The 26325-nt window shown below is 62.0% G+C and carries 23 protein-coding genes and 1 pseudogene; 14 read left to right on the forward strand and 10 right to left on the reverse strand.

From position 1 onward, the window contains the following. Positions 1–62 precede the first annotated feature (62 nt). On the reverse strand, positions 63–893 hold the full coding sequence (locus tag QCE79_RS22055; RefSeq protein WP_250468177.1) for a helix-turn-helix transcriptional regulator: 831 nt from the start codon (positions 891–893) through the stop codon (positions 63–65). 98 nt (positions 894–991) lie between these two features. Here QCE79_RS22055 and QCE79_RS22060 point away from each other — a divergent pair, with 98 nt between their 5' ends. Continuing rightward, the gene (locus QCE79_RS22060; RefSeq protein WP_250468176.1) at positions 992–1879 is read left to right on the forward strand and encodes an SDR family oxidoreductase; all 888 of its coding nucleotides are present in this window, start codon (positions 992–994) and stop codon (positions 1877–1879) included. Between the two features lie 138 nt (positions 1880–2017). Here the strand turns inward: QCE79_RS22060 and QCE79_RS22065 are convergent, their stop codons facing one another. Then, positions 2018–2470 (reverse strand): DUF2501 domain-containing protein, encoded by a 453-nt coding sequence (locus QCE79_RS22065; protein WP_255784742.1) that lies wholly within the window; start codon positions 2468–2470, stop codon positions 2018–2020. Between the two features lie 390 nt (positions 2471–2860). Here QCE79_RS22065 and tauA point away from each other — a divergent pair, with 390 nt between their 5' ends. The 3 genes from tauA to QCE79_RS22080 are packed head-to-tail and all read left to right on the forward strand — an operon-like array spanning position 2861 to position 5537. Beyond that, the gene (gene tauA / locus QCE79_RS22070) at positions 2861–3892 is read left to right on the forward strand and encodes a taurine ABC transporter substrate-binding protein (RefSeq protein ID WP_244830267.1); all 1032 of its coding nucleotides are present in this window, start codon (positions 2861–2863) and stop codon (positions 3890–3892) included. After that, the gene (locus tag QCE79_RS22075) at positions 3889–4668 is read left to right on the forward strand and encodes an ATP-binding cassette domain-containing protein (RefSeq protein WP_309847958.1); all 780 of its coding nucleotides are present in this window, start codon (positions 3889–3891) and stop codon (positions 4666–4668) included. The genes tauA and QCE79_RS22075 overlap by 4 nt, the downstream gene beginning before the upstream one ends. Before the next feature lie 50 nt (positions 4669–4718). Next, positions 4719–5537, forward strand: coding sequence for an ABC transporter permease subunit (locus QCE79_RS22080; RefSeq protein WP_244830265.1), 819 nt, complete (start codon positions 4719–4721; stop codon positions 5535–5537). A gap of 197 nt (positions 5538–5734) precedes the next feature. Here the strand turns inward: QCE79_RS22080 and QCE79_RS22085 are convergent, their stop codons facing one another. The 4 genes and pseudogenes from QCE79_RS22085 to phaP form a co-directional block, all read right to left on the reverse strand. Further along, entirely contained in the window at positions 5735–6862 is a 1128-nt protein-coding gene (locus QCE79_RS22085; protein WP_244830264.1) for a zinc-dependent alcohol dehydrogenase family protein, read from the reverse strand. Beyond that, positions 6859–8522 (reverse strand): annotated as a pseudogene (locus QCE79_RS22090) (acetolactate synthase large subunit). The gene QCE79_RS22085 and the pseudogene QCE79_RS22090 overlap by 4 nt, the downstream one beginning before the upstream one ends. Beyond that, positions 8519–10123, reverse strand: coding sequence for a CoA-transferase (locus QCE79_RS22095; RefSeq protein ID WP_309847962.1), 1605 nt, complete (start codon positions 10121–10123; stop codon positions 8519–8521). Before QCE79_RS22095 ends, QCE79_RS22090 begins: the two are co-directional and overlap by 4 nt. Before the next feature lie 107 nt (positions 10124–10230). Continuing rightward, a complete protein-coding gene (phaP, locus tag QCE79_RS22100) occupies positions 10231–10773 on the reverse strand; it encodes a TIGR01841 family phasin (protein ID WP_309847964.1) in 543 nt (180 codons plus the stop codon). Between the two features lie 479 nt (positions 10774–11252). Between phaP and QCE79_RS22105 the strand changes: the two genes are divergently transcribed. From QCE79_RS22105 to QCE79_RS22125, 5 genes are all read left to right on the forward strand, one after another. Further along, positions 11253–12062, forward strand: a complete 810-nt coding sequence (locus QCE79_RS22105; RefSeq protein WP_244830261.1) for a transglutaminase family protein — start codon at positions 11253–11255, stop codon at positions 12060–12062. Between the two features lie 40 nt (positions 12063–12102). Continuing rightward, positions 12103–13191, forward strand: coding sequence for a putative zinc-binding metallopeptidase (locus QCE79_RS22110; protein ID WP_250468168.1), 1089 nt, complete (start codon positions 12103–12105; stop codon positions 13189–13191). A 239-nt stretch (positions 13192–13430) separates the two neighbouring features. Beyond that, positions 13431–14153, forward strand: coding sequence for a hypothetical protein (locus QCE79_RS22115; protein WP_309847969.1), 723 nt, complete (start codon positions 13431–13433; stop codon positions 14151–14153). A gap of 39 nt (positions 14154–14192) precedes the next feature. After that, complete coding sequence (locus tag QCE79_RS22120) at positions 14193–14654, forward strand: YsnF/AvaK domain-containing protein (protein ID WP_309847972.1); 462 nt, start codon at positions 14193–14195, stop codon at positions 14652–14654. 62 nt (positions 14655–14716) lie between these two features. Beyond that, positions 14717–15592, forward strand: a complete 876-nt coding sequence (locus tag QCE79_RS22125; RefSeq protein ID WP_250468165.1) for a YsnF/AvaK domain-containing protein — start codon at positions 14717–14719, stop codon at positions 15590–15592. A 44-nt stretch (positions 15593–15636) separates the two neighbouring features. On the opposite strand, the gene QCE79_RS22130 is transcribed toward QCE79_RS22125, so the two are convergent. Continuing rightward, the gene (locus tag QCE79_RS22130; protein ID WP_250468164.1) at positions 15637–16443 is read right to left on the reverse strand and encodes an alpha/beta hydrolase; all 807 of its coding nucleotides are present in this window, start codon (positions 16441–16443) and stop codon (positions 15637–15639) included. Positions 16444–16604: 161 nt separating this feature from the next. Between QCE79_RS22130 and QCE79_RS22135 the strand changes: the two genes are divergently transcribed. The 5 genes from QCE79_RS22135 (at position 16605) to QCE79_RS22155 (ending at position 22152) form a co-directional block, all read left to right on the forward strand. Then, on the forward strand, positions 16605–17390 hold the full coding sequence (locus tag QCE79_RS22135) for a DUF4118 domain-containing protein (RefSeq protein ID WP_250527533.1): 786 nt from the start codon (positions 16605–16607) through the stop codon (positions 17388–17390). Between the two features lie 8 nt (positions 17391–17398). Beyond that, a complete protein-coding gene (locus QCE79_RS22140; RefSeq protein ID WP_309847978.1) occupies positions 17399–18274 on the forward strand; it encodes an alpha/beta fold hydrolase in 876 nt (291 codons plus the stop codon). Then, positions 18271–19059, forward strand: a complete 789-nt coding sequence (locus QCE79_RS22145) for a MipA/OmpV family protein (RefSeq protein ID WP_309847981.1) — start codon at positions 18271–18273, stop codon at positions 19057–19059. Before QCE79_RS22140 ends, QCE79_RS22145 begins: the two co-directional genes overlap by 4 nt. Before the next feature lie 334 nt (positions 19060–19393). Then, positions 19394–20263, forward strand: a complete 870-nt coding sequence (locus QCE79_RS22150) for an ATP-grasp fold amidoligase family protein (RefSeq protein WP_309847984.1) — start codon at positions 19394–19396, stop codon at positions 20261–20263. A gap of 557 nt (positions 20264–20820) precedes the next feature. After that, positions 20821–22152, forward strand: coding sequence for a hypothetical protein (locus QCE79_RS22155; RefSeq protein ID WP_309847987.1), 1332 nt, complete (start codon positions 20821–20823; stop codon positions 22150–22152). 16 nt (positions 22153–22168) lie between these two features. Here the strand turns inward: QCE79_RS22155 and QCE79_RS22160 are convergent, their stop codons facing one another. The 3 genes from QCE79_RS22160 to QCE79_RS22170 all read right to left on the reverse strand — a co-directional run bounded on the left by QCE79_RS22160 (position 22169) and on the right by QCE79_RS22170 (position 26209). After that, positions 22169–23392, reverse strand: a complete 1224-nt coding sequence (locus QCE79_RS22160; RefSeq protein ID WP_250511134.1) for a glycosyltransferase — start codon at positions 23390–23392, stop codon at positions 22169–22171. Positions 23393–23894: 502 nt separating this feature from the next. Then, a complete protein-coding gene (gene eno, locus QCE79_RS22165) occupies positions 23895–25178 on the reverse strand; it encodes a phosphopyruvate hydratase (RefSeq protein WP_309847990.1) in 1284 nt (427 codons plus the stop codon). Positions 25179–25180: 2 nt separating this feature from the next. Further along, positions 25181–26209, reverse strand: coding sequence for an aminoglycoside phosphotransferase family protein (locus tag QCE79_RS22170; protein ID WP_309847992.1), 1029 nt, complete (start codon positions 26207–26209; stop codon positions 25181–25183). Positions 26210–26325 lie beyond the last annotated feature (116 nt).

The raw sequence follows: 26325 nt of genomic DNA on the forward strand, positions 1-26325 counted from the left end.
TGCCGCACCAACGAAGCCTTTGGTCTTAGCAAATTAACAACGCGCTCACTTGGATAGGATCGTTACGCCTTCGCGGCAGCGAGGACCTTGACGCGCGCGGCTATCGCCGGGTCCATTGGCGTGTAGACGATCATGCCGAGATCGGGCCGGCCATCGACGGAGAATGCGGAATACTCCAACTCGATCTGACCGAGCACGGGATGAAGCAGGCGCTTGATGCCATTGCTGTCGCCGTGGTTCAGCACATCGTTGTCGCGCCATAACGCCTCGAATTCCGGGCTTGCGCCGCAGAGTTCGTCTACGAGTTCGCTCACCTCGGAAGCGAGTCCGGCACGCGCCACATCCGCTCTGAACGCGCCCACGACGAAGCGCGCGACGCTTTCCCAATCGTGCTGCTTGGCCCTGACGGTGGGATTGCGGAACAGGAACTGCAGGATATTGCGCTCACCGGGCGGCAGCGTGCCGTAGTCGGTCAGCACGACAGCGGCGGCGCGGTTCCACGCGACCACATCCCAGATGGCGGTCTTGATGATTGCCGGACTCGCTTCGAGCGAATCGAGCAGGCGTTGCAAGCGGGGGTGAACGCCTTCGACCGATTTGTAGCGCACTTCGGGCGGCCGCCCGAGGCCCAACATGAAGAGATGCTCCCGTTCGGTATCCGTCAGCATCAATGCGCCGGAGATGCGGTCGAGCACTTCCGCCGATGGCGCGCCGCCCCGCCCTTGTTCGAGCCACGTGTACCAGGTCGGGCTGATATGCGCGCGCTGCGCGACCTCTTCCCGGCGCAGGCCGGGCGTTCGTCTGCGCCCGGAATATCCGAAGCTCGCCGGGTCGAGCCGCGAGCGACGGCTCCTTAGGAAATCGCCCAGCGATCGTGCGGTGTTGACTGACATGAAGACCCTGTTAGTCGCTTTACCATGATGAAGTCACTACTTTAACGGGATAAGAAACGATCGGATAGTAAGCGGGTCACGACCAGGGAGCTTTGACCATGCGTATTTTTCTGACAGGCGCGACCGGTTTTATCGGCTCGGCCCTTGTTACCGAACTCATTCGCGCCGGGCATCAGGTGCTCGGCATGACGCGCTCCGATGCGGGTGCGCAAACGCTCGAGAAAGCGGGTGCCGACGTTTATCGCGGCACGCTGGAAGAGCCGGACAGTCTCGTCGCTGGCGCGGCGCAAGCAGACGCCGTCATCCACACGGCTTTCGATCACGACTTCTCGAGGTTCATCGAGAACTGCGAGAAGGACAAGCGCGTCATTGCCGCGCTCGGCTCGGCGCTCGAAGGCTCGGACCGGCCGCTCGTCATCACGTCGGGAACCGGGATGGGCGGTGGCGCGCATGGCGAGGCGGCGAGCGAGGATGTGTTCAACGCGAGTCATCCGAACCCGCGCATCGCGTCGGAACTCGCGGGTCATGCGTTGCTGGACGCGGGCATCAACGTCTCGGTCGTGCGGCTGCCCCAAGTCCACAATCCGTTTAAGCAGGGACTCATTACGCCGCTCGTCGAGGTCGCGCGGGAGAAAGGCGTATCCGCTTATGTCGGCGATGGCCAGAACCGCTGGCCGGCGGGTCATCTGTCGGATGTCGCGCGGCTTTATCGGCTGGTCGTGGAAAAGGGCGAACGGGGCGCGCGATATCACGCGGTGGGTGAAGAAGGCGTCAGCAGCCGTGAGATCGCCGAGTCGCTGGGACGAGGCCTGAAGCTGCCGGCCGTTTCCATCGCGCCGGAGGAAGCCGCCGCGCATTTCGGATGGATGGCCATGTTCGTCGCTCTGGATATGCCCGCATCGAGCGCGTTGACGCAGGCGCGGCTCGACTGGCATCCGACCGGGCCGACGTTGATCGCCGATCTGGACGAGGCGCGGTATGTTTAACGCTTGAACGCGCGGCGCGGCGCCTCGGCATGAGAGCGCTGCGCATCGCTTCTGGATCGCTTAAGAAGCCGTGGAGCGTCTTCGACGCAAACGTCGAGGACGCTCTCGCGGAAGCGTTCCATTGCCGACGTCAAACCGTCAACCACCCAGCAACGACTTGCCTTGCGACAGTATCTTGTCGCAGACCTGCTTGGTAATCTGCTCCTTGAGCCCCCCGCCGCTCAGATCGACCTTGCCGCTGCCGCTATTGAGAATGCCCTTGGAGCCGTCGGTGTATCCGCTATCGCTCGTCGATGCACCGCCCGGCAGTTTGCTCATCAAGCCGTCCTTGACCGATGACGCGCCACCGCCGAGGTAGTTGTTCTTGATGCAATACTGGAGCACGCCGGCTACGTTGCCCGTGCTGTTCGATGTCAGCGATTGCAACGACATCCCGCTGCCCAGACTGCCGAGGCTGCTCAGTCCGCCACCGGCTCCGCTATTGCCCCCCTGATTGAGCAGATTGCCGAGCTGCGCATGCGCGGCGGGGACATACGCGAGCGTCGCGGCGAGCATCGTAGCGGCCAGGGTGGAACGAGTGCGTGAGATCATGCGAGCCCTCTCTCTTCGTTGAAAACATCCTCCACTATAGTGCGTTTCGAAGAAGCGGCGACCCGGACTCGAACCCTTCGATGAAACAGTGCTCGCGAGATCGAGCAATGCACGCGCGCCACGGGTTCAGACAAGCTTACGGAATGTCGACCCGATGCGCTTGCCTAAACGGTCCGACTTGTCGAACTGTGCGATCGGCTCGTGGATGCGGAGCGCATCTTCGAGTGTCGGCGCCAAGTGTCGCGCCGCTTTTTACGCCGCGCATCAGGGTGCGGTTTCAATGAAGACCAAAGCAGTCGCGATGTGATTTGCTACGCATAAAACATTGGTAGCCGCGGCACGTGAAGTGCCTATAGTCGAAGGCTTTACAACGACCTTAGCGCCTGCTCCATGAAACACACGACCCGTCGTCAACTCCTCGCCAGCCTCGCCTCTTTCGCACTTGGAACCGTCGTTCTCGCACCGATGCACGCGCAAGCGGAGACACGCGAGGTCGTCATCGGCTATCAGGACATGGTCGTGCCGTGGCGCTATGCGCAGGCAAGCGGCGCGGTCGAAAAGGCGACCGGCTACAAGGTCACGTACCGCAAGCTAGGCAGCGGCGCGGACGTGATCCGCGCGCTGGCGTCCGGCTCGATACAAGTGGGCGAAGCAGGGTCGAGCCCGATCGCGGCCGGACTGTCGCAAGGCGTCGATCTCTCGCTCTTCTGGATTCTCGACAACATCAACGACGCTGAAGCGCTCGTCGTGCGCAACGGCTCCGGCGTGACGAAGCTCGCTGATCTGAAGGGCAAGACGCTGGGCCTGCCGTTCGTATCGACCTCGCATTTTCATGCGCTCGTGGCGTTGCAGCAGGCGGGCGTCGATCCTTCGTCGGTGAAGATCGTCAACCTGCGGCCGCCTGAAGTGGCGGCGGCGTGGGAACGCGGCAATATCGACGCGACCTACATCTGGGACCCGGTGCTCGCCAAGGTCAAGCAGAACGGCAAGGTGCTCGTGACATCGGGCGAAGTTGCGAAGGAAAGCGGCAAGGCGACCTTCGATGGCTTCGTCGCCTCGCGCAAGTTCGCGCAGGACAACGCCGCGTTCATGGCGGGTCTCACCAAGGTGCTCGCCGATACCGACGCGCAATACCGCGATCACAAAGCCGACTGGACCGCCGGTTCGAAACAGGTCGAGGCCGTGGCGCGAGAGTCCGGTGCAACCGCCGCCGACGTGCCCGCGAGTCTCTCGCTCTACGCCTTTCCAAGCGCGAGAGAACAGGCGTCGCCAACCTGGCTCGGCGGCGGTCAGCAATCCGGCGCTGCAAAGTCGCTCACGGCCACCGCACAGTTCCTTAAGCAACAAGGCACGATCCAGAACGTCCTTGCTGACTATTCGACGGGCGTCGATCCGCGCTTCGCGCAGCAGGCCGCGAAATGACTTCGCTGTCCATCCGCAATCTCGGCGTCACGTATGAAGGCGCGAGCGCGCCCGCGCTCAAGGGCGTCGATCTGCAAATCGGCAGCGGCGAGTTCGTCGTCGCGCTCGGCGCTTCCGGATGCGGCAAGACCACGCTGCTCAATTGCCTTGCAGGCTTTCTCGATCCAACCGAAGGCGAAGCGTCGCTCAACGGCGAGCCGATTCTCGGGCCGGGCGCGGAACGCGGCGTCGTGTTCCAGAAGTACGCGCTCATGCCCTGGCTCGACGTGCTCGACAACGTCGCGCTCGGCTTACGCTTTCGCGGCGTCAAGCGCGACAAGCGTCGCGAGATCGCGCGCCGCACGCTTGCCCTCGTCGGCCTCGCGCAATACGAGCACGCGAAGGTCTATGCGCTGTCGGGCGGCATGCAGCAGCGCGTGGGCATCGCGCGGGCGCTCGCCAGCGATCCCGAAGTGCTGCTGATGGACGAACCGATGGGCGCACTCGATGCGCTCACGCGCGAAACCGTGCGGGAACTCGTGCTCGATGTCTGGGCGCGCACGCAAAAGACGGTGTTTTTCATCACGCATAGCGTGGAGGAAGCGCTCTTTCTCGCCACCCGTCTCGTGTTGATGACGCCGGGTCCGGGCCGTATCGAGGAAGTGCACGAACTGCCGTTCTCGCGCGAGTACGTCGCGAATCGCGATGCCCGCGCGGTGAAGGCATCGCCCGCGTTCATCGAGTGGCGCGAGCGTCTGACGCGGCGATTGCATCGTCCTGTCACGGAGGCCGTGTGACGCAGCCCGTTCAGGAGGCCCGCTTCGCTCCACCCTCAGAAAGCGCGGCAGTGCCTCGCGCCCGGCGCGCGAAGCGTGGCAAGCGCTATCGCGGCATGCCGGGCGCGGGACCCACCGCGATGCCGAGCACGTTATGCGTCGTGGCGATCGCCGTGCTGTGGTGGGCGACCACGCATTTTCACTGGTTGCCACCGCTTTTTCTGCCGTCGCCCGAGGCCGTGTGGCGTGCTTTCATCGATGCCGTGCACGGGCGCATTCAGGGCGGTCTGCCGCTATCGGAGCATCTGCTGTGGAGCGCGATTCGCGTGTTCGGCGCGTTCGCGCTCGCGGTCGTGACGGCGGTGCCGGTCGGCATTTTGATGGGCGTGAGCCGGATTGCGCGCGGCGTGCTCGATCCGCCTCTGGAGTTTTACCGGCCGCTGCCGCCGCTCGCTTATCTGCCGCTCGTCGTGATCTGGTTCGGTATCGATGAAACCGCGAAGATCGTCGTCATCTGGCTCGCGTGTTTCGCGCCGATCGCCATGGCCGCGCGCGCGGGCGTGCGCAGCGCGACCACCGAGCAAGTGAACGCGGCGTGGTCGCTCGGCGCGAGCTTTCGGCAAGTGGTGCGGCATGTCGTGCTGCCCGCCGCGTTGCCCGAGATTCTGACGGGCTTGCGCATAGCGGTCGGCTTTGGCTGGACCACGCTCGTCGCGGCGGAAATGGTCGCAGCCACCGCCGGTCTCGGACAGATGGTGCTGAACGCGTCGAGCTTTCTGCGCACCGACGTGGTGGTGATGGGCATCGTGCTCATCGGTGCGATTGCGTGGATCTTCGACTTCGGCATGCGCGCGCTGGAACGGCGGCTCGTGCCGTGGAAAGGGCGTTGAAGGCGCACGTTCCACGGCACGAGCCGCAGCGAAGACAAGCGCGATGCTCTCGTCAAGCGGTCGTCGAAGCGCGTTTCTCGATGGACTGCGGCGGTCACAAGGCAGCTTCGCGAACCGAAAGACATCGTTCGCGAAGGCAAGGCGCGATTGCCTTCCTTCGCGAACGACTTCATGCGGCTACGCGTGGTCAAGCCGAATCAATCGAACACGACCACCTGCCGAATCGCTTTTCCCTCATGCAGCAGGTCGAAGCCATGGTTGATCTCGTCGAGCTTCAGGCGTCCCGTGAGCAACTTGTTCACGGGCAAGCGGCCTTGCGAATAGAGATCGACGTAATGGGGAATATCGCGTGACGGCACGCACGTGCCGATATAACTGCCCTTCAACGTGCGTTCCTCCGCAACGAGACTCACCGCCGGCAGCGGCCAGTTGGCGGTCGATGGCGGCAGCCCGGCGGTCACCGTCATTCCGCCGCGACGCGTGATGCGATACGCGAGATCCAGCGCGCGAATCGAGCCCGCGAATTCGAATGCGAATTCGACGCCGCCCGAACTCAGCGAGCGAATCTGTTCGAGCGCATTGTCCTGACCCGCGTTGACCGTATGCGTGGCCCCGAGCGCGCGTGCCTGCTCGAGCTTGTCGTCGGCCAGGTCGATGGCGATGATCTGCCGCGCGCCCGCCGCGTGTGCACCGATGAGCGCGGCGAGACCGACACCGCCCAGCCCGATCACCGCCACCGACGCACCGACACGCACCTGCGCCGTATTGACGACAGCGCCGACGCCCGTGAGCACCGCGCAGCCGAAGAGCGCGGCATCGCCGAGCGGCACGGCGGGATCGATCTTCACGACCGAGCGGCGCGACACGGTCGCGTACTCGGCGAACACCGAGCAGCCGAGATGATGGTTGAGCGGCTCGCCGCCATGCGAAAGCCGCCGCTCGCCGGACAGCAGCGTGCCGGCGCCGTTCGCGGCCGCGCCCGGCTCGCACAACGCCGGCCGCCCTTCGGCGCACGGGGCGCAGTGCCCGCAACTCGGCACGAACACGACGACCACGTGATCGCCCACTTTCAAATCGGTCACGCCCGCGCCGAGTTCCTCGACGATGCCGGACGCTTCGTGCCCGAGCGCCATCGGCATGGGACGAGGCCGGTCGCCATTGATGACCGACAGATCCGAGTGACACAACCCCGCCGCCGCGACCTTGATCAGCACTTCGCCCGGGCCGGGCGGCGCAAGCTCGACCTCTTCGATGCGAAGCGGCTTCGATTCCGCGTAAGGCGTGGCCGTACCCATCGCGTTCAGAACTGCTGCCTTGATCTTCATTTCGTCCCCTCGATACCGCGGTTGCCGAGTTCCTCGACAAGCACGCGAATGTTTTCCGAATAGTCTACCGGCACGATCACGAGCTGCACGCCGCCGTCCTCGAACGCGCCCTCCAGCGCCGGAACCAGTCCTTCGGCCGATTCTACGCGCCGCCCTTTCGCGCCGTAGGCATCGGCATACTTGAGGAAGTCCGGATTGCCGAAGGTGAGGCCCCAGTCGATGAACTTGTCGACGGCCTGCTTCCAGCGAATCATGCCGTACGCGTCGTCCTGAATGATGAGCACCACGAGGTTCAGCTTCAGCCGCACCGCGGTTTCCAGCTCCTGCGAATTCATCATGAATCCGCCGTCGCCGCACACCGCCATCACGCGCCGCTCGGGGTGGAGAAGCGCCGCCATCATCGCGGATGGAAGGCCTGCGCCCATCGTCGCCAGGGCGTTGTCGAGGAGCAGCGTGTTGGCGCGCGTGTGCGGTAACAGCGCGCGAACCAGATCTTGTACATGCCGTTGTCGAGCGCGACGATGCCATCGGCGGGCATGACTTCGCGCACGTCGTGAACGATCCGCTGCGGCGTCAGCGGAAAGCGCGATTCGTCGGCGCGGTCGAGCGTGCGCTTCAGAATGCCTTCGCGCAGCGGCGCCAGCGCACCCGCGCACGGCAACCTGCCTTCGACGCGCGCGGCGAGGCGCGACAGGCTCAAGCCCAGATCGCCGACGACTTCCGCATGCGGAAAGAACACCTGCTCGACATTGGCGGGCGTGTAGCCCACATGGATCACCTGCGGCCCCTTCGGTCCCATGAAGAACGGCGGCTTTTCGACCGTGTCGTGACCGATTGCGAGGATCAGGTCGGCGCGGTCGATCGCTTCGTGCAGATAGTCGCGCTCGCTGAGCGCGGCCGTGCCCATCCACAGCTCGGTGGCTTCGTCGTTGCCGATAGCCGCGACCGTGCCCTTGCCCATCTGCGTGTTGAAGAACGGAATGCCGGTGCGGCGAATGAAGTCGGTCAACTGGCCCGCGAGCCGCGGCCGGTTGCTCGCCGCGCCGAACATGACGAGCGGCCGTTCGGCGTGCATCAGCAAGTTCGCGGCGCGTTCGATCGCGGCGTCGTGCGCGACGGGCAGTTCGACCGGATGCCTGGGAACGATGCCCACGTCGTCGCTCACTTCGGTGGCCGCCACGTCTTCCGGGAGTTCGAGATGCACGGGGCCGGGACGCTCTTCGGCGGCGAGCCGGAACGCATCGCGTATGACCGTCGGAATACTCGCGCCGCTCACGATCTGCCGCGATGCCTTGGTGAGCGGCTTCATCGTCGCCACGATATCGACGATCTGGAAGCGCGCCTGCCGCGAGGTCATGATGGCCTTCTGGCCGGTGATGAGGATCATCGGCATGGCGCCGAGTTGCGCGTAAGCCGCCCCGGTGACGAGGTTCAGCGCGCCGGGACCGAGCGTCGCCATGCACACGCCCGGCTGACCGGTCAGACGACCGTGCGTGGCCGCCATGAAGGCCGCCGACTGCTCATGGCGCGTCACGATGAGCTGAATGCTCGATTTGCGCAGCGATTCCACGACATCGAGGTTTTCCTCGCCCGGCACGGCGAAGATACGATCGACGCCTTCGTTTTCGAGCGCCCTGACAAACAGGTCGGATGCTTTCATTGGCAGTCTCCTTGCAACGCGAGTTCGCGGGTCATTGCGCCGCGCTCGGTGAGAATGGTCGACAGGTCCATGATCTGCGGAAGGAAGATGCGCGGGTCCATTAGCCGGACCTGACGCACGATGGGCGCAAAGTCCATATGCGCGAGGATATCGCGTTCGAGATCGATACCCGGTGCGATCTCCGTGAGTTCGAGTCCCTCGGGCACGCGACGAAACACGCAGCGTTCGGTCACATACAGCACGGGCTGACCGCGCGCGGCCGCGAATTCGCCATTGAAAGTGATCTGTTCGACGCGCTCCACGAACTTTTTCTTCGCGCCTTCCACGATGATCGCGAGCCGCCCGCCTTCGATCTGCACCGTGAGTCCGCCCGCCGTGAAGGTGCCCGCGAACACCACGGAGCGCGCGTTCTGGCTGATGTTGATGAAGCCGCCCGCGCCGATGAGCCGCGCGCCGAAGCGGCTCACGTTGACGTTGCCGCCGCGGTCCACTTCGGCCATGCCCAGGCAGGCGAGATCGAGACCGCCGCCATCGTAGAAATCGAATTGCTGATTCTGATGCAGGAGCGCATCGACATTGATCGCGGCGCCGAAATCGAGGCCGCCGAGCGGCATGCCGCCGATCACGCCTGGCTCGGCGGTCAAGGTCAGATGACTCAGCAAGTGCTCCTCGCCCGCGACAGCCGCCACCACTTCAGGCACGCCGATCCCGAGATTCACGACGCCGCCCGGCGGCAACTCGAACGCGCAACGGCGTGCGATCACCTTGCGCTCGTCGAGCACGGGGCTTTTCATCTCGCCGACCACGGCTTTCGTTTCGGCGGAGAACGCTGGGTCATAGGCCGTGCCGTATGTCTGCGGCTGCGCGCCGGCGGACGCGAGCACGATGCGATCGACGAGAATGCCCGGCACCACCACCGCGCGCGGATCGAGCGTGCCGCTTGGAACGATCCGCTCCACTTGGGCAATCACCAGACCTTTGCCGTTATGCGCGGCCATGGCGATAGCTTGCGCGTCGAGCACGAGCGCTTCGCGCTCCATCGTGATGTTGCCGTCGGTGTCGGCCGTGGTGCCGCGAATCAGCGCCACGTCGAGCGGAAAGGCTTTATAGAGCAGCCACGGTTTGTCATCGATCTCGATGACGCTGACGAGCTCTTCCGTCGTGCTCGCGTTGATCTTTCCGCCGCCAAGCCGCGGGTCGACGAACGTACCGATTCCGACTTGTGTGATCGTGCCGGCGCGATGCGCCGCGATATCGCGAAACAGATGCGACATCGTGCCGAGCGGAAGGTTGTAGGCTTCGATCAGGTCGTCGGTCGCCATGCGTGCGAGCTTCGGCACGAGCGACCAATGTCCGCCGATAGCGCGCCTGATGAGCCCCGGCAGCGCGATGCGGTTGAGTCCGCGCTCGCCGCCGTCGCCCGGTGCGGCGGCGAAAACGACCGTTAGATCGCGTGGCGTGGCGGAGCTTCGGAAACGTCGTTCCAGCGCGATCAGCAATTCATCGGGTGTACCGATGCCGACGAATCCCGAGCAGCAAACGGCGTCGCCGTCGCGGATCAGTCCGATCGCTTCGTCGGCGGTCGCAATCTTGTCTGTCATGGCGGGACCTCTCTAAGCCAGCAAAATCACCGGAGTGCTCCAGGCGTGGCCGCAATAAAAAGCCCGCTTAAGCGGGCGTTGGCGACGGATGTCACATTCCCGGAACTTCACGCCGAATGTTTGGGGCTGGTGTTCACTAGCTCGATGCTGGCGTTGGTCGCACCAGTCACGCTATCCACCGTGCTCTCGCTTGCATCGAGAATGAGCTTGGGCGCAGCGCTTGCCGCATGCGCGGACGACGCCACATCCGATATCGAAGCAATCGACTTTTGCACTTGCGACGAGCCTTGCTGCATGGCCGATTCGAACGCGCCCTTCATGCCGGAACCGTATTGCTCGTACTGGCTGCGCGCTTCCTTGAGGATGTCGGCTTCCGTCTCACGAACGATCTGGAAGAAGTGGCGCGCATAAGCGGCCGACTTCTCCGGCACTTCCGCGAACAGCGTCCACTGAAAACCCATGAAGTCGCCCGGTTTCACGTCCGAACCCGACGCGAGGACCGAGGCGCTTTCCTCGAACACAGCCTTGACCGTCTGCACATTAAGATCGGCAAGCTGTTGAAGTCCCATCGCATAGCGCTTCGTGATGCCGAAAAACGCTTCGAGTTGTGCCGTTGCCGCCGGCGCCGATGATTGAAGAATAGGAAACATTGTCCGCTCCATAAAGAGGTATGTGCGAGCCGATCCGTGGGTACGGCGCCCGTTTTTGCTGCATTGCAACAATGAGTCCATCATACGGGAGTGGTCGCATGCGTCAAGCGAAGTTTTCGTGATCTTTCGGTTTCCTGATGTTTTCCATTGGCGACACCGTTGAAGCGATTCGAGCAAGGTGCGTCAAGTCGAATGAACCGGTTTTGGCGCGCTTCGGAGTGGATGCTGCTTTTCTTTCCAAAGCGTTGGGACAAAGCAATGGTGTTATCTTGTATTCACAAGCATCGATGGTTCCAGGCCCCGATGTTGCTGGTAGATGCTATCTCATGCTGGCATGCAACAAGAACGTCCTCATTCGATGCATACATCAGGTGAATGGCGGCGCTTGGCGAAGCCGGCAAAATCTCTGGGTCGTGTCGAAGGTCGAGGCGTTCGGTTGATCGCCCTAGTACGCCCGTTAATCCTTTGGACCCACCTCCATGAAGCTCCGCGTCGGTTTTCAATTGACCTATAACTGCACTCAGGCCACGCCTGCGGTGCTCATGCTCAACACGCATCCTTCCATGTCGGACAAGGTCGTCGTTGCCGATCGCATTACGTTCGATCCGCCGCTCGCGTTCACGCACTATTACGACGGCTTCGGCAATCTGTGCACGCGTATCGTGACGCCGTCTGTGGGTCCGCTCGTCGTGGCGACCGAAGGCGTGCTCGAAGTGCCCGATACGCCGGAAAGCTATCCCCTAGAAGATGGTCAGCTCCCGGTCGAACAACTTCCCGACGAGTGTCTACAGTTTCTGCTGGGCAGCCGCTATTGCGAAACCGACTTGCTTTCCAACTTCGCGTGGCAACGGTTCGGCGGACTGCCGCAAGGGCGAACCCAGGTGCTCGCCATCTGTGATTACGTGCACGCACACATCAAGTTCGACTACAAGACGGCACGGCCCACGCGCACGGCTTCCGAAGCGCATCAGGAAGGCATCGGCGTGTGCCGCGATTACGCGCAACTGGCGGTGGCGCTCTGCCGCGCCCTGAACATTCCGGCGCGGTATTGCACCGGCTACATCAGCGACGTGAACCTGCCGCCGCCTTATGCGGACCAAGATTTCTGTGCATGGTTCGAAGCCTATCTCGGCGGAACCTGGCAGACTTTCGATCCGCGCAACAACGCACCGCGCACTGGCCGTGTACTCATGGCGCGCGGCCGCGATGCGACCGACGTGCCTATCAGCATGACCTTCGGGAGCGCGGCCCTGGTCGACTTCAAGGTGATTTGCGAGCCGTGCGAATGATCTTCGCGTCCACCTTTAGAACGCCCACGAATCGTCCGTTATGAAAGCGTTTCACTGCACCGACTGCGGACATCTCATCTTCTTCGAAAACGTTCAATGCGAACGCTGCGGGTCGATGCTCGGCTTCATTCCGGAAACGGGCGAGATGAGCGCATTCGTCAAGCTGAAGGGACCTCGGTGGGAAGCGAAGCCGGCGGACGGCGACGTTCGCTACAAGCCGTGCCACAACTATTCGGTCGAAAAGGTTTGCAACTGGATGGTGCCGGAAGACTCGCCGGACCCGTTCTGTCATTCTTGCCGTCTGACGGCCGTGATCCCGAATCTGAAAGCGCCGCGCCGTCGTTATTACTGGGCCAGACTTGAAGCCGCGAAGCGTCGTTTGCTGTACACGCTCGCCGTGCTGGGATTGCGCGTCGACACGCGCAAGGAGCATCCGGAAACCGGGCTCGAATTCGAGTTTCTCGAAAGCCGCCGCGGCAAAAAGGTGTTGACGGGCCATCATAGCGGCCTCATCACGATGAACATCGCCGAGGCCGACGACGTGCGCCGCGAACGCGTACGCATCGCCATGCGCGAGCCCTACCGGACCTTGCTCGGTCACTTCAGACACGAGATCGGCCATTACTACTTCGATCGCCTCGTGGTGGGCGCGCGGCGAACGGCGTCGTTCCGCACGCTCTTCGGCGATGACCGGGCGAGTTACAGCGAAGCGCTTTCCCGCCACTATCGCAACGGCGCGCCTGCCGACTGGGCGACGAATCACGTCAGCGCCTACGCGACCATGCATCCCTGGGAAGACTGGGCGGAAACCTGGGCGCATTATCTTCATATCGTGGATACCACCGGCACCGCGCGCGCATGCGGCATCAACATCGCGCCGGTGAGCCGCAAAGGTCCTAACTTCGCCGCGCAAGTGCTGCCTCACTCGCCGAGTTTCGAATTGCTGATGAAGCAATGGACGATGCTGACGTACGCCATGAACAGCCTTAACCGAAGCCTCGGCATGCCGGACCCGTATCCGTTCACGCTCGCACCTGGCGCCGTGAAAAAGCTGAGGTTCATCCATCGTCTGATCGAGGCGCAGAGCCTCGAGCATGAACACGATCGCGTGGAAGCAAACTCGCCCTGAGTCTGCATTGAAGGACATCGATAGGTCAACGCGGCGATAAGTGTTCTTCGCCCGCCGCGCGACACCCTCAAGCAGATCCCACCTATTTGCTCCCGACCGTATGCGCGAACCTTCGTCCATGCCGGTTCAAGCCGCCTCCGGTACTTCGTGGGAATGGTGATTGCACCTACAAGTTGGCCAGCACGCGTTGCTCACTAGACGTGCCTGTTTTGGCTTCCTAAATTCTTTTGGATACCGCTATGCGCCTGCTTACTACACAATATGGTCTACCCCGCGTCTCATGGGGCGCCGTCATCGCGGGAGTCATCCTCTCGTTGATCGCGTACCTCATGTTGACGGTGCTCGGAACCGCTATCGGGGCATCGGTGCTGTCGCCACTGACTCAGCCCGATCCATCGCGCGGCTTCGCGTTCGGCTCCGGCGCCTACATGATCGTGATGACGGTCATCGCCGTGTTCATCGGTTCCTATTTTGCAGGGCGTTGCGCGCCGGTTCTTGGCTGGCTGCACGGCTTGCTTGCATGGGCCGTGATGATCATCGCAATGGCATACGGCGCAACGTCGCTTGTCGGCAGCGCAGTGAGTGCGGCAGGCAGCATCGCATCGACCGGTGCGACGGCTACCGCCGCGGCCAACCCTTCGGCCGCAAGCGGCACGATGCTGGGTTCGCTCAAGGCGCAGGTTCAAGGCGCGGTTGCTTCCGCAACGGCCGCTGCATCCGGCCCGCAAGCTGAAGCCGATGCACGTCAGGCCGCCGATACCGCCGCACGCGGCGTCGCCCGCGCTTCGTGGTTCTCGTTCGCTGCACTTCTCGTCGGCGCGATCATCGCGATCGTGTCGGGTAGTGCGGGATTCCGTCACCAACCGCCGTTCGAAGATGCGAGCGGCAGCGCTCGCGATGACGTCGCGTTGCGCGCCGATGCCGCAGGGCGCCTTGCGCCGGACAACCGTGTCACACGCTAAACGCCCTATCCGACTGATCCACGAAACCTGGAGCCGCGCATGAGCACGCAGAATCGAACGGCGACAGGTGTCGTGGAAACGTCGACGTTGACCGCCACTGAAGAACGTCTGCACGTATCGACGGAAACGCTCGAAACCGGCATGGTGCGCATTCGTGTCGTGACGCACACCGAGTCGCGCGAGGTGCCCGTCGTTCTGCACAACCGCACGGCACGAATAGAACGCGTTGCCCTTAATCGTTTCGTGGACGCGGAGTTTGCGCCGCGCCATGAAGGCGACACGTTGGTCGTGCCCGTGTTCGAGTACGTGCCCGTGACCGAACTGAGGCTGATGCTCAAGGAAGAAATCCGCATCACCACTGTAGTGACCGAAAAAAATGACGTGCACAGAGCCGAGTTGCAACGTCAGGAAGTCGTCGTGGAAAGGCGCGCTGGAACGGTTGGAGACTGGATTGCGGACCCCGCGATACCGTCCTCGGGCTCGGGCAAGACATCTTCCTGAGCCGTTCTTCGAAGCAACGTCTGGCCGCCATTCAAATCACTCAAAATTACCCGGAGCAAAACATGACTCAAGCAATCGTTGGTGTATTCGATTCGTTTCAGCAAGCCGAAAGCGCGGTCGCGCGTCTCGTGGAAGGCGGTCTGGACCGCGCCGACATGGAAGTGCACGCCAGTGACGAGACGAGCGGCGCGGAACGTCCCGTGGTTGCAGATCGACCAGCTTCCGCCGCCACGGAAGAAGTCGGCATCGTCGGCAAGATCGAGAATTTCTTCGGCAACATGTTTGCTGGCGACGACCGGTCGGAAGACATCGGCAACTATCAGGAAGCGGTTCGTCGCGGTGGCGCGTTACTCACGGTCAACGTGAAGGAAGAATCACAGGTGCCGCTCGTGCGTTCGACGATGCACGAGGCGGGCGTCGTGGATATCGACGAACGCGTGGCGCATTGGAAAAGCGGCGGTTATGCGGGCTTCGATGCATCCGCAAAGCCGTTGACTTCGGATGAAGTGCTGGCCGATCGCCAGTCATTTGCGGTGACGCGTGAGTCGCTCGAAGTCGGCAAGCGCGAAGTCGAAACCGGCGGCGTGCGCGTCTATTCGCGCGCCACTGCAACGCCTGTCAGCGAGACCGTCAATCTGCGTGACGAGCATGCGACGATCGAGCGCCGTCCGGTCGACCGGCCCGCCACGGCCGCCGACCTGAAGGAAGGCTTCGTGGAAATTCGCGAGACGGCAGAACACGCCGTCGTCGCGAAGACCGCGCATGTCGTCGAGGAAGTCGTCGTGGGCCGGCAGGCAACCGAGCGCACCGAGACGATCAACGAGACACTGCGCGGCACGGATGTCGAAGTCGAACACGTCGAAGCCAAGAGCGTCGACCCGGTGCGTGCGATCGACGGCGTGAGCCCGGTTGCGCCTGTCAAGCCGACCTCGCATTGAGCCCGCGCGACTGACCGACGAGAAAACGCCGGCGCCGGGCTTCGTCAGCCGGCGTGCATCCACTGCAAGACCTGCCGCCAGTCCGCCTGCGTCATGACGCCGAACCAGTGGTCATGATCGGCGGTCGGCAGGAGCATGAAACGCGCGCGTTCGTGTTCGTTTGCGAAGCGGCGCGCATGCATCACCGGGATCAGCGTGTCCAATTGCGCGCCCACGATCACGAGCGGGCCGTCGTAATGCGACACGGCGGCGACGGAATCGAAGCCGTCGTGCAGCATCCAGCGGATCGGAAAAATCGGATATTTTTCGGCGGCGACGTCGGCGAGCGAGTCCCACGGCGTGATCAAAACGACGCCCGCGAGCGCTGCTTCATTGCCCTTCACGACCTGCGCGGCCATGCCCGCACCGAGCGACTCCCCAACGAGATAAAGCGGCCCGCGCCACTGCGCGATGGTGGCCGCCAACGCTTCCCGCGATGCGGCTAGCGCCGCCTTCATCGTGCGCTCTCCCGGGCGTCTGCCGTGCCCCGGATACTCGACGATCACCACCCTATACCCGTCACGCACGAACACGTCGGCGAGCGGCAATTTGGTGTCGGCCGACTCCTCGTTACCGTGATAAACCATGAACGTCCCGCGCGGTTCGCGCCCGGCCGGAGTGACGACATAGCCCGCGAATTGGTCGCGCACTTGCAACAGGTCGATGCTTGCACCGGCGTGCGGGACTGTGCGAAGATCCGGCGCGCTCGGAGTGGAAGGCAGAAGCATCCGGTCCTGCACCATAAAGAGCGTCAGCGCCGCAAGCAGATAAGCGGCGATGGCAAAGCGTAGACCGTGGGACAGCAGGGGCATGCGAATTCTCTCGTTCGACATCATCAAGCTTTTTCAGACGTTGAAAGCATAATCATTCCAGCGCCCGCGCGCCGCGAAAGCCCGTTATGCCTCACATGGCATTAAAGTCGCGCGCCGGAACGCCGATACCACGAGGACAGTCACACGCCTCGTGCAATAGCATGCATATCAGTAATTCTCGCCGATGGGCGCCGCGCGGCGGCAAACGATGGATCATCGCGGCAAGCGCGCTTTTCACCGCCGCACTCATCCGCACGCTGCTGCACCCGCTGCTTGGACCCGTCATGCCCGGAACGGCGTTTCTCATTGCCGCCGTTCTCGTCGAGTATTACTGCGGTCTTGCGCCGGCGGTTTGCGTGATGCTTGCCGGACTATGTATTGCCGACTTTCTCTTCGTGCCGCCCTATGCACGCATCGAGGACTTCGACCGCGCGGATATCAAGCTGCTCGTGTCGTATCCGTTGATCACCATCGTCATGATGACGCTCGTCGAGCGGCTCAAGCGCGCGCAGTATCGCGCCGAGTTGCTCGCTTCGGTGGCGCAGTCGCGCTATGAAATGCTCTTGCGTCACGACAACGAACGCCTCATCACGCGCCGGGCGACCGAGGAAATGCACCGGATGCTCCAGCACGTCACGCAATACAACCGTTCGCTGATTCTCATCAAGGCGCTCGATCCGACGACGCGCGTCTCGCCCGCCAATTTCGTCGCGGCGGCGAATTCCCCAGTTATCGACGATGACGCGCCGCGCGCCGGCATCGCATATGGCGCCAAGCATGCCGATGCCCACGGCGAAGATATTGCCCGCGTCAGCGATGCCCTTCTGCCGGGGCTTCACCGTATCCGGTTCCAGTCGGACGAGCAGGACTGGCGGCCCGTCGAATGTGTTTGCGAGCGCTTCGCCACGCCATCCGGCGATTATCTCGTCCTCCGTTCGGCTGCCTGACCATGAACATGCCTTACTTTCCCCCCGCCCAGAACCGGGATCACGCGGTCCTGTTGCTGCACGGCCTGTCCAGTTCGCCGCTCGAATTGCGCTTTCTCGCCCGCTATCTCGGTGAAGAGGGCTTCGCAACGAACACGCCGGAGTTGCCCGGCTACAGCGCAGGCGCCGGACACGCTTCGATGGAAGAGTGGCTGCGCGCGGCCGTGGCGGAATTCGACGCGCTGGCGGCGCGGCATCGGCACGTTTCGGTGTGCGGCCTGTCGATGGGCGCGGCGCTCGCCGCCGCGGTCGCCCATGAACGCCCTTCCGCGCGCGCCCTGCTGTTGCTCTCGGTCACGCTCGACTATGACGGCTGGGCCATCCCGTGGTACCGGTTCCTGCTCGACTGGGCGTACTACACGCCGTTGCGTACGCGTTATCGCTACCGCGAGCACGAGCCTTATGGTCTGCGCAATGAAGCGCTGCGCACGAAGATCGCCCGCGCGATGCAAAAAGGCGAGATCAGCGAAGTCGGCCCGGCATCCATTTCGATGCCCGCGCTGCACGAGGCCAGCCGTCTCGCGGCATCGGTGCGTGGCAAGCTGAAGCGCGTCACGAGCGACTGCCTCGTCATTCACGCTATCGACGACGAGACCTCGAGCCCGCACAACGCGCGATTCGTCGCGGCAAACGTAGGCGCCTCTTTCTTGCGGACCATCTGGCTCGACGACTCCTATCACATGATCACGTCCGACAACGAGCGCGAAGTGGTGGCTCGCGAATGCACGATGTTCCTGCGCGAGAGCGCATCTGCCTGCGACTCCACCGATGGCACAGGTCCCGTGATGTCGCGTGCCCTGGCGCGTCGGCTCCGGCAAACGGCTGCAGGCGCGAAGAGAGCATGAAGCGCGCGCAAACATTCATCGCGCGCACCTGCGTGGCGCTTGCGGCTTTGCTCGCATTTGGACCGGCACACGCCGCCGACGCGGACACGCAAACGAATGGTGACTGGAAAATTTCGATCGGGCCCGGACTGTACGTGTTCCCCGAGTTTCCGGGATCGTCGCGGATCAAGGTATTTCCCTTGCCCGTGCAGGATATTTCCTGGCGCGACCGTATCTTTTCGCAAGGTCCGGACGTGCTCGGCGTCAACGTGCTGCGCGGGGAGAACTACCACGCAGGCATGTCGGTGAGTTTCGACTTTCAGTCGCGATCATCGTCCGATGACGCGCGACTCGACGGCCTGCCCAACGTGCACTACGGACCGAAGCTGCGACTATTCGCCGATTACACGTACTGGGCCTTCACTGGATCGACAGCCGTTTATCAGGACATCGGCGGCACCGGGCAAGGACTCACCGCGATGGCGGATCTCTATGTTTCCGCGCCCATCGGCAAATTGCTGCTGTCGGCGGGGCCGGGGCTGACTTGGGCCAATGGCGCTTATACGCGCACGTTCTTCGGCGTTTCACAGCCAGAAAGCGTGGCGTCCGGATTGCCGCAATACTCCACCGGCTCGGGCCTGCGCGACGTCCACTTCAATCTGGCCGCTAATTACACGATCTCTTCGCATTGGTCGGCCAACCTGGTCGCAGTCGTTGGCCGGCTCGAACGCTTCGCTGCCGGCAGCCCGATTACAGAACGCAGGTTGGATGTGAACGGAATGGCCTCGGTCGCATATCGCTTCTGAACGCAATCTATCAACCTGATTACATACAGATTCGAAAGAGCTTGAGATATCGGGCCTCACGCGCTTGCTTTGGAAATAAACTCCGCGCATTTAGTAAGACGTGAACTTGACGTCCCTTACGTTCCATCGCAACGTGCGTTAGCGCACAAAACCAGCCACGTCGCTGGCCATACTTGACCCACGTGACCTTCTTCACGTCTGAAAGGCTGCGATTTTCACCGCGACTTATTCAGTAGCTGCATTATTTTGAATATGGCACATTGTGCGTGCCCTGCTTCGCCAAAACGGAATGAATATCTAATTCACGATGATCGCGAACGCCTTCAAAAATTGGATGCCCGACGAACTCTTCCTCCGTCTGCAGCATCGCAGGAAGATCGGGCGATTCCCGAGTCTTGCAAATCCCGAAACCTTCAACGAGAAAATGCTCCGGCGCAGTCTGAACCCGGACGCGCGCTTTACCGATCTGGCCGACAAGCTCATCGTGCGTGACTTCGTCAGGCGCGTGATCGGCGAAGAACATCTGATTCCGCTGCTCAAGGCGTCCGAGCTCTTCACCGAAGAGGATTTCGAGGCGTTGCCCGACTCCTTCGTCATGAAGGCCAATCACGGCAGCGGCTTCATCAAGATCGTCCGCGACAAAGCGGAAACGAGTTATCAGGAACTGAGGACGCTTGCCGACCGGTGGCTTGCAACCGACTTTTCCAGAACCGGGCGCGAGCGGCATTACCGCGCGATTCAACCACGGCTGCTTTTCGAAGCCCTGCTTCTCGATGAACAAGGCAACATTCCCGCCGACTTCAAGATCCACTGCTTCAATCCCGAAGAAGGACCTTCCAAGCTGTTTGTCCTGCTGATCTCCGATCGCTATACGGGCCATCCGCGCGGAGATTTCTTCGATGAATCGTGGAACCATCTCGACATCAGGATCGGACACTATCCGCGTAGTGCGACGCCTTGCGAGCGCCCGGCCAACCTCGACGCGATCCTCGCCAAGGCGAAAGCGTTGTCGGCATCCTTCGACTATGTGCGCGTGGATCTTTATGCACCCGACTGCAAGATCTTCTTCGGCGAAATGACCTTCACGCCGGGCGGTGGACTATATCCCCTCTTCCCGGACAGCGTGGATTATCAGTGGGGGCAAATGTTGCAGGCAGCGCCTCTCTTATCTACGCCGAAAATGTCGACGCGGACGATCGGGTGAATCGGCGTGTGTACGGTTGTCGAAACGCTGACACCGCCCGCATTGGTCACTCAGGCGTGACGTGAACACACTGAGCCATCGGTTCGCGTCACGTCACATCGTTTCCCTAAAGCTCTTCCTCTTGAACAACGCCGCGTCCGCGGTTGCGTTGCATTTCGCAAGCCTTCGCTAACCCGAAGCGTTCGTGCGTTATCGATGGTTCAAGATTTCGATAACGCTCTCTGCATTGTCTTTACGACGCATTCACGTTTTTTCATATTGCCGCCTCACAAAGCGCCGTTAAGGAAAAGCGTTTGCGCAACTCTGTAGTTCGAGAAGCGACCTGCAAATCCCCGCCGAATTCGTTCAGACTCGAAGTGTTCCGCGTAGTCCCTGGCGTCAACGCAGTCATCGCTTAACGCAGGTCTCGAGGGCTCTCGACCGCGCCTCTGGTCAAGGCAGCGCAGGCATCCTTTCGCCTTCGATTTATTAGTTCGCATTCCTACTATGTTTAAAGAATGGCGATTTTATCGCAGAGTAATTGGAGTTTTCCGCGAGAAGGCGGATTAGCATATTCGATGATTGATCGACGTAGATTTTTAGCTAGCCTGGGCGCGTTGTCCGGAACCTATACATTGGCCGCCTGCGGAGGCGGAAGCGAAAGCGACGTACCGAACTCGACATCGAGCGCTTCCGGGCGGTCCAGACAACTGAATCCCACGACAAGAGCGGAGTCGCAAGGCCCATCGCCGGATGGCACGACCATTCCTGACGCAACCGCGATCGTGGACAAACGCGGCTCCGTCTGGACGGTGAATAACGGCGTCGTATTCCAGAACGACACGGCAATATCCATTGCCAACGTTTCGATGCTTCTCTGGTCGGGCGGAAAGATCTATCAGAGAAACACAAGCGGGCAATTCTATGTGTGGTCGAATGACTGGCTACTTTGCCGGGACCCGCGCACACCGCTCGCAGCGCAATCCGGCATGTTCTTCGGCATGAACGGTCATTACGATTATCTCTACACACCCGCGCAAACCATCGCTATTTTGAATGGCATGGGTTGCAGTATCTATCGGCTCGGGTGCAATGAGACGTCGGCTGAACTCAGACCTGTCGCAAGGATGGCGAGGGCCATGAACGGAACGGGCATCGAACTGTTCTGTCTGATTCAACAAGGTTTGACGGATGACTGGGGTAACCTGTTCGGGAGCGAGGCCGCGGCATACGCCAAGGCCTACAGCACAGGCGTGACGGTCGCGAGCACGCTGAAGCCGTACGGCGTGACGATGTACGAATGCGGCAACGAACTCACGCGCCGAGCTCAGACTGTAATCGACTCGAATCGCGCCGGAACGGATGTCGCCGACTTCAACAACGATAACTGGCCGGTCATGCGCGGCGTCATGCGCGGATTGATCGACGGCGTGAAGGCCGCGCAGCCCGACGCCATGTGCGGCATCAACTTCTGCGTGGCGGATATCGGTGCATCGGACGCGTTATGGGAAGGCAATCAGCCGGACGGCACGAGCGGTCATCCCGTAGTCCGCTGGGACATGACGACATGGCATAACTACGAGGTCTATGGCGATTTGTTCGATATCGGTTCGGATGGCGCGGGCCCGCACTTCGACCTGCCGCAATACTGCAAGGCGCGTTACGGCGTTCCCTTCATGATTACCGAGTGGAATGCCAATCCCGAACAAAGCGACGACTACCGGAGCGCGTTCGTGCAGTCCCGATTGCAATCGTTCTACGACGCCCGCAAGACGCACAACATTCAATCCACCATGTATTACGTGCTCGACAGCGGCGACCACACCTTCGGCATCATGCACAACAGCGTGCCGATCTTGCCGACGTATCTGAGCTTCGTGAATTTCGTCCGCTCGCATGCGGATTCCTGATGCCGCGCAAACCGCATCACGTTGCGATCTCGCGCGCTTCGCCCGCACACGCCTCGACCAGAATGGCCTCCAGTTCCGCGTGCAACGTGCGGTTGTTGAAGTTCGTTTCGATAGTGTGCCGCGCGGTCGCGCGCATCTTGTCGGTGTCGATCTGTCCTTTGGCGATTTTTTCGAGCGCGGCGGAAATGCTCGGCCCCGAACGCTCGTCGACGAGCACGCCGGTCTCGCCATCCACCACGAGCTCGGGAATGCCGCTATGACGCGTCGCGACGACGATCGCGCCGGTAGCCATTGCTTCCATGATCGACACCGGAATGCCTTCCATGTCGCCGTTGGCGGCCGTCACGGACGGCAGCAGAAACACGTCGGTGCGCTTTAGTTCCGCGAACACTTCGTCCTGTGCGCGCGCGCCGAGAAAGTTGACCGGATTGCGGTTATTCGCGGCCATCGCGCGCAAGTCGGCTTCGAGCGGGCCGTAGCCGATCACGTTGTATTCCACGGGCAGGCTGCAATCGCGAACGCCGGCAATCGCATATTCAAGGCCTTTTTTCTCGACGAATCTTCCCACGCTCAGCACTTTGAGCGGGCGTCCGGGCTTCTGCTTGTCGGTGGCAAGCGGCAGTTGCTCGACATCCACTCCCACGTGATGCACGAGCGTCCGTGATGCAGGCGCGCCCCAGTCGATCAGGCGCATCCGCCAGAATTCGCTGACCGGGAGCGACAGCGACCCCCGTCCGAAGAGTTGCTTGTAGTGCGGCAGATAACGCTTGACGAGCGCTTCATCGCTCATGTCGAAGCCATGAAAGACGGTGGAGATAGGGCCTTCGAAATAGCCCGCATCGCGCAGATACATGGCGCGCACGCCGAGGGGACCGAAATGTGCGATTACCGCATCGAAACTTTCGTGCGACATCGCTCCGCCGCCCGAGAGGTCGAACAGCGTCGAGCGGCAACCGGATGTCGCCGCGCGCCAGGCCACGCCAATGCGTTTGCGTCCTTCCGGCGTTGACAGTGAGCTCAGTCCGAAGCGCGCCAGATGCGCAATGCGTGCCGCCGTGCCCTGTTTGCGACGAAATATGCGTAATTCGATCTGGCCTTTGAGCGGATCGTCGGCGCCTTCGTCATAGCGCGCCGCAAGGACGACCACGTGATGTCCTCGTTCCGCGAATCCCGCGATCTGACGGACCACGAAGGTTTCCGATGCAACAGGATAGCTGTCGACAACAAACGCGATTTTCATGCGCCTCTCCGCTTCCGCATCATTTTTCATGATGCGGGTACGCTAGTAAGGGGGACGAATCAAATGGTGTGCACGCTTGCCATGCCTTGTTGTCCACACCTGCCCATCGTTCGATAGTGCTCAGGCCAGCATAGTCCAAAATGCCACGCATTGTTGCTTTGCCGCTGGCGCTTCGTTCATCGGTGCCTTTATCTTTGCGCGTCGATGCGCAATTACGCACACCGATGGATCATGCTTTCATCGCGGCAAGTTCCAGACCATGTTGAACAAAGGCGTGAGTCACGCCTTAAGGCCGACAACATGAGCAAGCAATTTGCCAGACCATCGAGCGCAACATACTCGCGCACACGCCAACGCTCGCGATCGCTTGAGGAATGAACGAAGCAGCCACTGGTTAAATTCCACACGTTATGTATTTTTCGTGGAATATAAGCTGATTATTCGTCTGGATATTGTAAAAAAGCACCGGGACGGTCGCTTCGGCCTCTTAACGGACGCGCTCCTATCGCCTGCGACCGAGCATCGACATACCCGCAAACTGTGCCGCGTCGCCAAGCGCTTCTTCCACGCGAATCGCCTCGTTCCACTTGGCCATGCGTTCCGAGCGCGAGAACGAGCCGACTTTGAGCTGGCCCGCATTCCAGCCAACGGCAAGATGCACAATGGTCGTATCCTCCGTCTCACCCGAGCGCGCCGATACGATCGTGCCAAACCCCGCGTTCTTTCCCGCTTCGAGCGCCGCATACGTCTCCGTCACCGTACCCGCCTGATTCAACTTGATGAGGACAGCGTTGACATCGCGTTGCTCGGCGGCCTTTGCGATGCGCGCCGCGTTCGTCACGAGGTAATCGTCGCCGATCACCTGCACGCGTTCTCCCACCGCTGCCGTGAATCGGCGCAAGCCGGCCGCATCGTCCTCGCTCAACGGGTCTTCCATCGACACGATCGGGTAACGGTCGCACCATCGGAGCATCAGTTCGCACATGGCGTCGCTGTCGAGCTCGCGGCGCTCCAGGCCGAGCTTGTAACGCCCGCCCGAGCCGAATTCGGATGCGGCGATATCGAGCGAAATGGCGACTTGCTCGCCCGGAACGAACCCCGCTTCTTCGATAGCCGCGACGAGCGTATCCAGCGCCGCTTCGTTGCTCTCGAACACGGGCCAGTGCCCGCCTTCGTCGGCGACACCGGCAAGATGACCACGCTTCGCCATGATCCTGCCCGCAGCCAGATAGACCTCGGCTGTCATCTCCAGCGCTTCGTCGAAACTTTTCGCGGATGGCGCCATGACCATCAGGTCCTGAATATCGATACGCCGGCCAGCGTGCGCGCCGCCGCCGAAGATCTGGATTTCCGGGATCGGAATGCTGACGGTTCGGCCGTTGGCGACATAAGCCCACAGCGGCTGCCGACGGTCTGCCGCCGCGGCATGCAGAACCGCAAGCGACGTCGCGATCAACGCATTGCCGCCAAGCCGCGATTTGTCCTCGGTGCCATCGAGTTCGATCAGACGCGCATCGATTTGCGTCTGCCCGAGCGCATCCATGCCGATCAGCGCCGCCGCGATTTCATCGTCGATACCGCGTAACGCATCGCTCACGCCGAAGCCGCCCAGCGCGGCCGCCCCGTCGCGCCGATCCACCGCCTCGAAACGCCCGCGAGAAGCGCCCGCCGGGGCCATGCCGCGTCCTTTGGCGCCGCTTGCCAGCGTCACTTCCACTTCCACGGTCGGACGTCCGCGCGAATCCCAAATGCGGCGGCCGTGGACGGATGTAATCGCGCTGCTCATGTTCAGACTCCCGCGGGTTTATCGATGGATGCCGCCTCGTTCCAGCGCTTTCGCCATTGCGCAAGGGAATCGACCGGTTCGATGAGAAGGCCGCGCGCAAGTTCGCGCACCGCCTGTATGGCGGCTGGATCTTGCAGATACTCGACGGGCGATTTGCCATCGACCCGCGCGAGCAACAACGCCGGCAAGAGCCGCGCGCAACGCAGATCCATCCGTTCCGCTGGTTCCCAATCGACGGCCGCCAGATATCGACCGCTCAGTGCGTCGAAGCTTCCGGCATAGCGTTCACGCCAATGCGGATTGAGAAAGCTCTTCAGGACGAGGTGATTCAGGCAGAACGCGAGGTCGAAGGCCGGATCGCCGAAGGTTGCGCATTCGGCATCGAGAAAGACGGGGCCGTCGGCACCGCACAGGATGTTCTTCGGGCTCACGTCGCCATGAACCAGCGCGATGCGCGCAGCCGAAACCGAATCCGCCAGATCGCCGAGTGTGTTCGCCAGGTCGGGATGACGCGCGGCTGTCGCCCGCAGATAAGGCTCGATGCGGATGGACTCGAAGGTATCGTGATTCGCGAACTGCACCGCGAGCGCAGCCGAACCCGCGCTTCTCTCATGAATCTGCGCAAGAAGGAAACCGACTTGCGCGGCGAAGATGTCGTCGATCTCGCCTTTCAGCAGCTTCGCCTTCCAGACGGGGTTATGTTCCGCAGGAAGATACGCCATCGCGAAGCAGCCGAGCGGCGCGTCTTCGAACAGAAGCGCAGGCACCGCGTGCGGCAGCCAGGTCGCGACACAGCGCAGCCACGCGGCTTCGGCGGCATTGCGGCTGACGGGCGCATGCCAGTCCGCCGCGACCTTGAGCTTGCCGAGCGCGCGCTTGATGCAGAACGTAGCGCGGCGCGCATCGACGCGCCAGATATCCGAAGACACGCCACCCGTCAGGCGCGTGAAGCGCGGTTCTTCGTCGGCATCGAGCAGGCGATGCTGGCGCAACGCGTCAACAAGGTGCGCGAGGTCGGTGGCTTCGGTCATCGAATGTCGGCCGGGCGTTTGGCGAGTTCGGCAAAGTAGGTTCCGGCCTCATGTTATGGGATCGCGCAAGCAGGTGCAACGCGGATGGTAAAGTCACCAGACCATCACATCCGAGG

It is taken from the genome of Caballeronia sp. LZ003 (assembly GCF_031451465.1).
Taxonomy (GTDB): Bacteria; Pseudomonadota; Gammaproteobacteria; order Burkholderiales; family Burkholderiaceae; genus Caballeronia.

What these genes read in the sequence shown, in the direction of transcription:
- QCE79_RS22110 (WP_250468168.1), top strand. Translation starts at nt 12,103, where the DNA reads ATGAAAGCGTTTCACTGCACCGACTGCGGACATCTCATCTTCTTCGAA.
- QCE79_RS22140 (WP_309847978.1), top strand. Translation starts at nt 17,399, where the DNA reads ATGCCTTACTTTCCCCCCGCCCAGAACCGGGATCACGCGGTCCTGTTG.
- tauA (WP_244830267.1), top strand. Translation starts at nt 2,861, where the DNA reads ATGAAACACACGACCCGTCGTCAACTCCTCGCCAGCCTCGCCTCTTTC.
- QCE79_RS22150 (WP_309847984.1), top strand. Translation starts at nt 19,394, where the DNA reads ATGCCCGACGAACTCTTCCTCCGTCTGCAGCATCGCAGGAAGATCGGG.
- QCE79_RS22120 (WP_309847972.1), top strand. Translation starts at nt 14,193, where the DNA reads ATGAGCACGCAGAATCGAACGGCGACAGGTGTCGTGGAAACGTCGACG.
- QCE79_RS22055 (WP_250468177.1), bottom strand. Translation starts at nt 893, where the DNA reads ATGTCAGTCAACACCGCACGATCGCTGGGCGATTTCCTAAGGAGCCGT.
- QCE79_RS22085 (WP_244830264.1), bottom strand. Translation starts at nt 6,862, where the DNA reads ATGAAGATCAAGGCAGCAGTTCTGAACGCGATGGGTACGGCCACGCCT.
- QCE79_RS22075 (WP_309847958.1), top strand. Translation starts at nt 3,889, where the DNA reads ATGACTTCGCTGTCCATCCGCAATCTCGGCGTCACGTATGAAGGCGCG.
- QCE79_RS22095 (WP_309847962.1), bottom strand. Translation starts at nt 10,123, where the DNA reads ATGACAGACAAGATTGCGACCGCCGACGAAGCGATCGGACTGATCCGC.
- QCE79_RS22105 (WP_244830261.1), top strand. Translation starts at nt 11,253, where the DNA reads ATGAAGCTCCGCGTCGGTTTTCAATTGACCTATAACTGCACTCAGGCC.
- QCE79_RS22170 (WP_309847992.1), bottom strand. Translation starts at nt 26,209, where the DNA reads ATGACCGAAGCCACCGACCTCGCGCACCTTGTTGACGCGTTGCGCCAG.
- QCE79_RS22065 (WP_255784742.1), bottom strand. Translation starts at nt 2,470, where the DNA reads ATGATCTCACGCACTCGTTCCACCCTGGCCGCTACGATGCTCGCCGCG.
- QCE79_RS22155 (WP_309847987.1), top strand. Translation starts at nt 20,821, where the DNA reads ATGATTGATCGACGTAGATTTTTAGCTAGCCTGGGCGCGTTGTCCGGA.
- QCE79_RS22160 (WP_250511134.1), bottom strand. Translation starts at nt 23,392, where the DNA reads ATGAAAATCGCGTTTGTTGTCGACAGCTATCCTGTTGCATCGGAAACC.
- QCE79_RS22130 (WP_250468164.1), bottom strand. Translation starts at nt 16,443, where the DNA reads ATGCCCCTGCTGTCCCACGGTCTACGCTTTGCCATCGCCGCTTATCTG.
- phaP (WP_309847964.1), bottom strand. Translation starts at nt 10,773, where the DNA reads ATGTTTCCTATTCTTCAATCATCGGCGCCGGCGGCAACGGCACAACTC.
- QCE79_RS22060 (WP_250468176.1), top strand. Translation starts at nt 992, where the DNA reads ATGCGTATTTTTCTGACAGGCGCGACCGGTTTTATCGGCTCGGCCCTT.
- QCE79_RS22125 (WP_250468165.1), top strand. Translation starts at nt 14,717, where the DNA reads ATGACTCAAGCAATCGTTGGTGTATTCGATTCGTTTCAGCAAGCCGAA.
- QCE79_RS22135 (WP_250527533.1), top strand. Translation starts at nt 16,605, where the DNA reads ATGCATATCAGTAATTCTCGCCGATGGGCGCCGCGCGGCGGCAAACGA.
- QCE79_RS22145 (WP_309847981.1), top strand. Translation starts at nt 18,271, where the DNA reads ATGAAGCGCGCGCAAACATTCATCGCGCGCACCTGCGTGGCGCTTGCG.
- eno (WP_309847990.1), bottom strand. Translation starts at nt 25,178, where the DNA reads ATGAGCAGCGCGATTACATCCGTCCACGGCCGCCGCATTTGGGATTCG.
- QCE79_RS22115 (WP_309847969.1), top strand. Translation starts at nt 13,431, where the DNA reads ATGCGCCTGCTTACTACACAATATGGTCTACCCCGCGTCTCATGGGGC.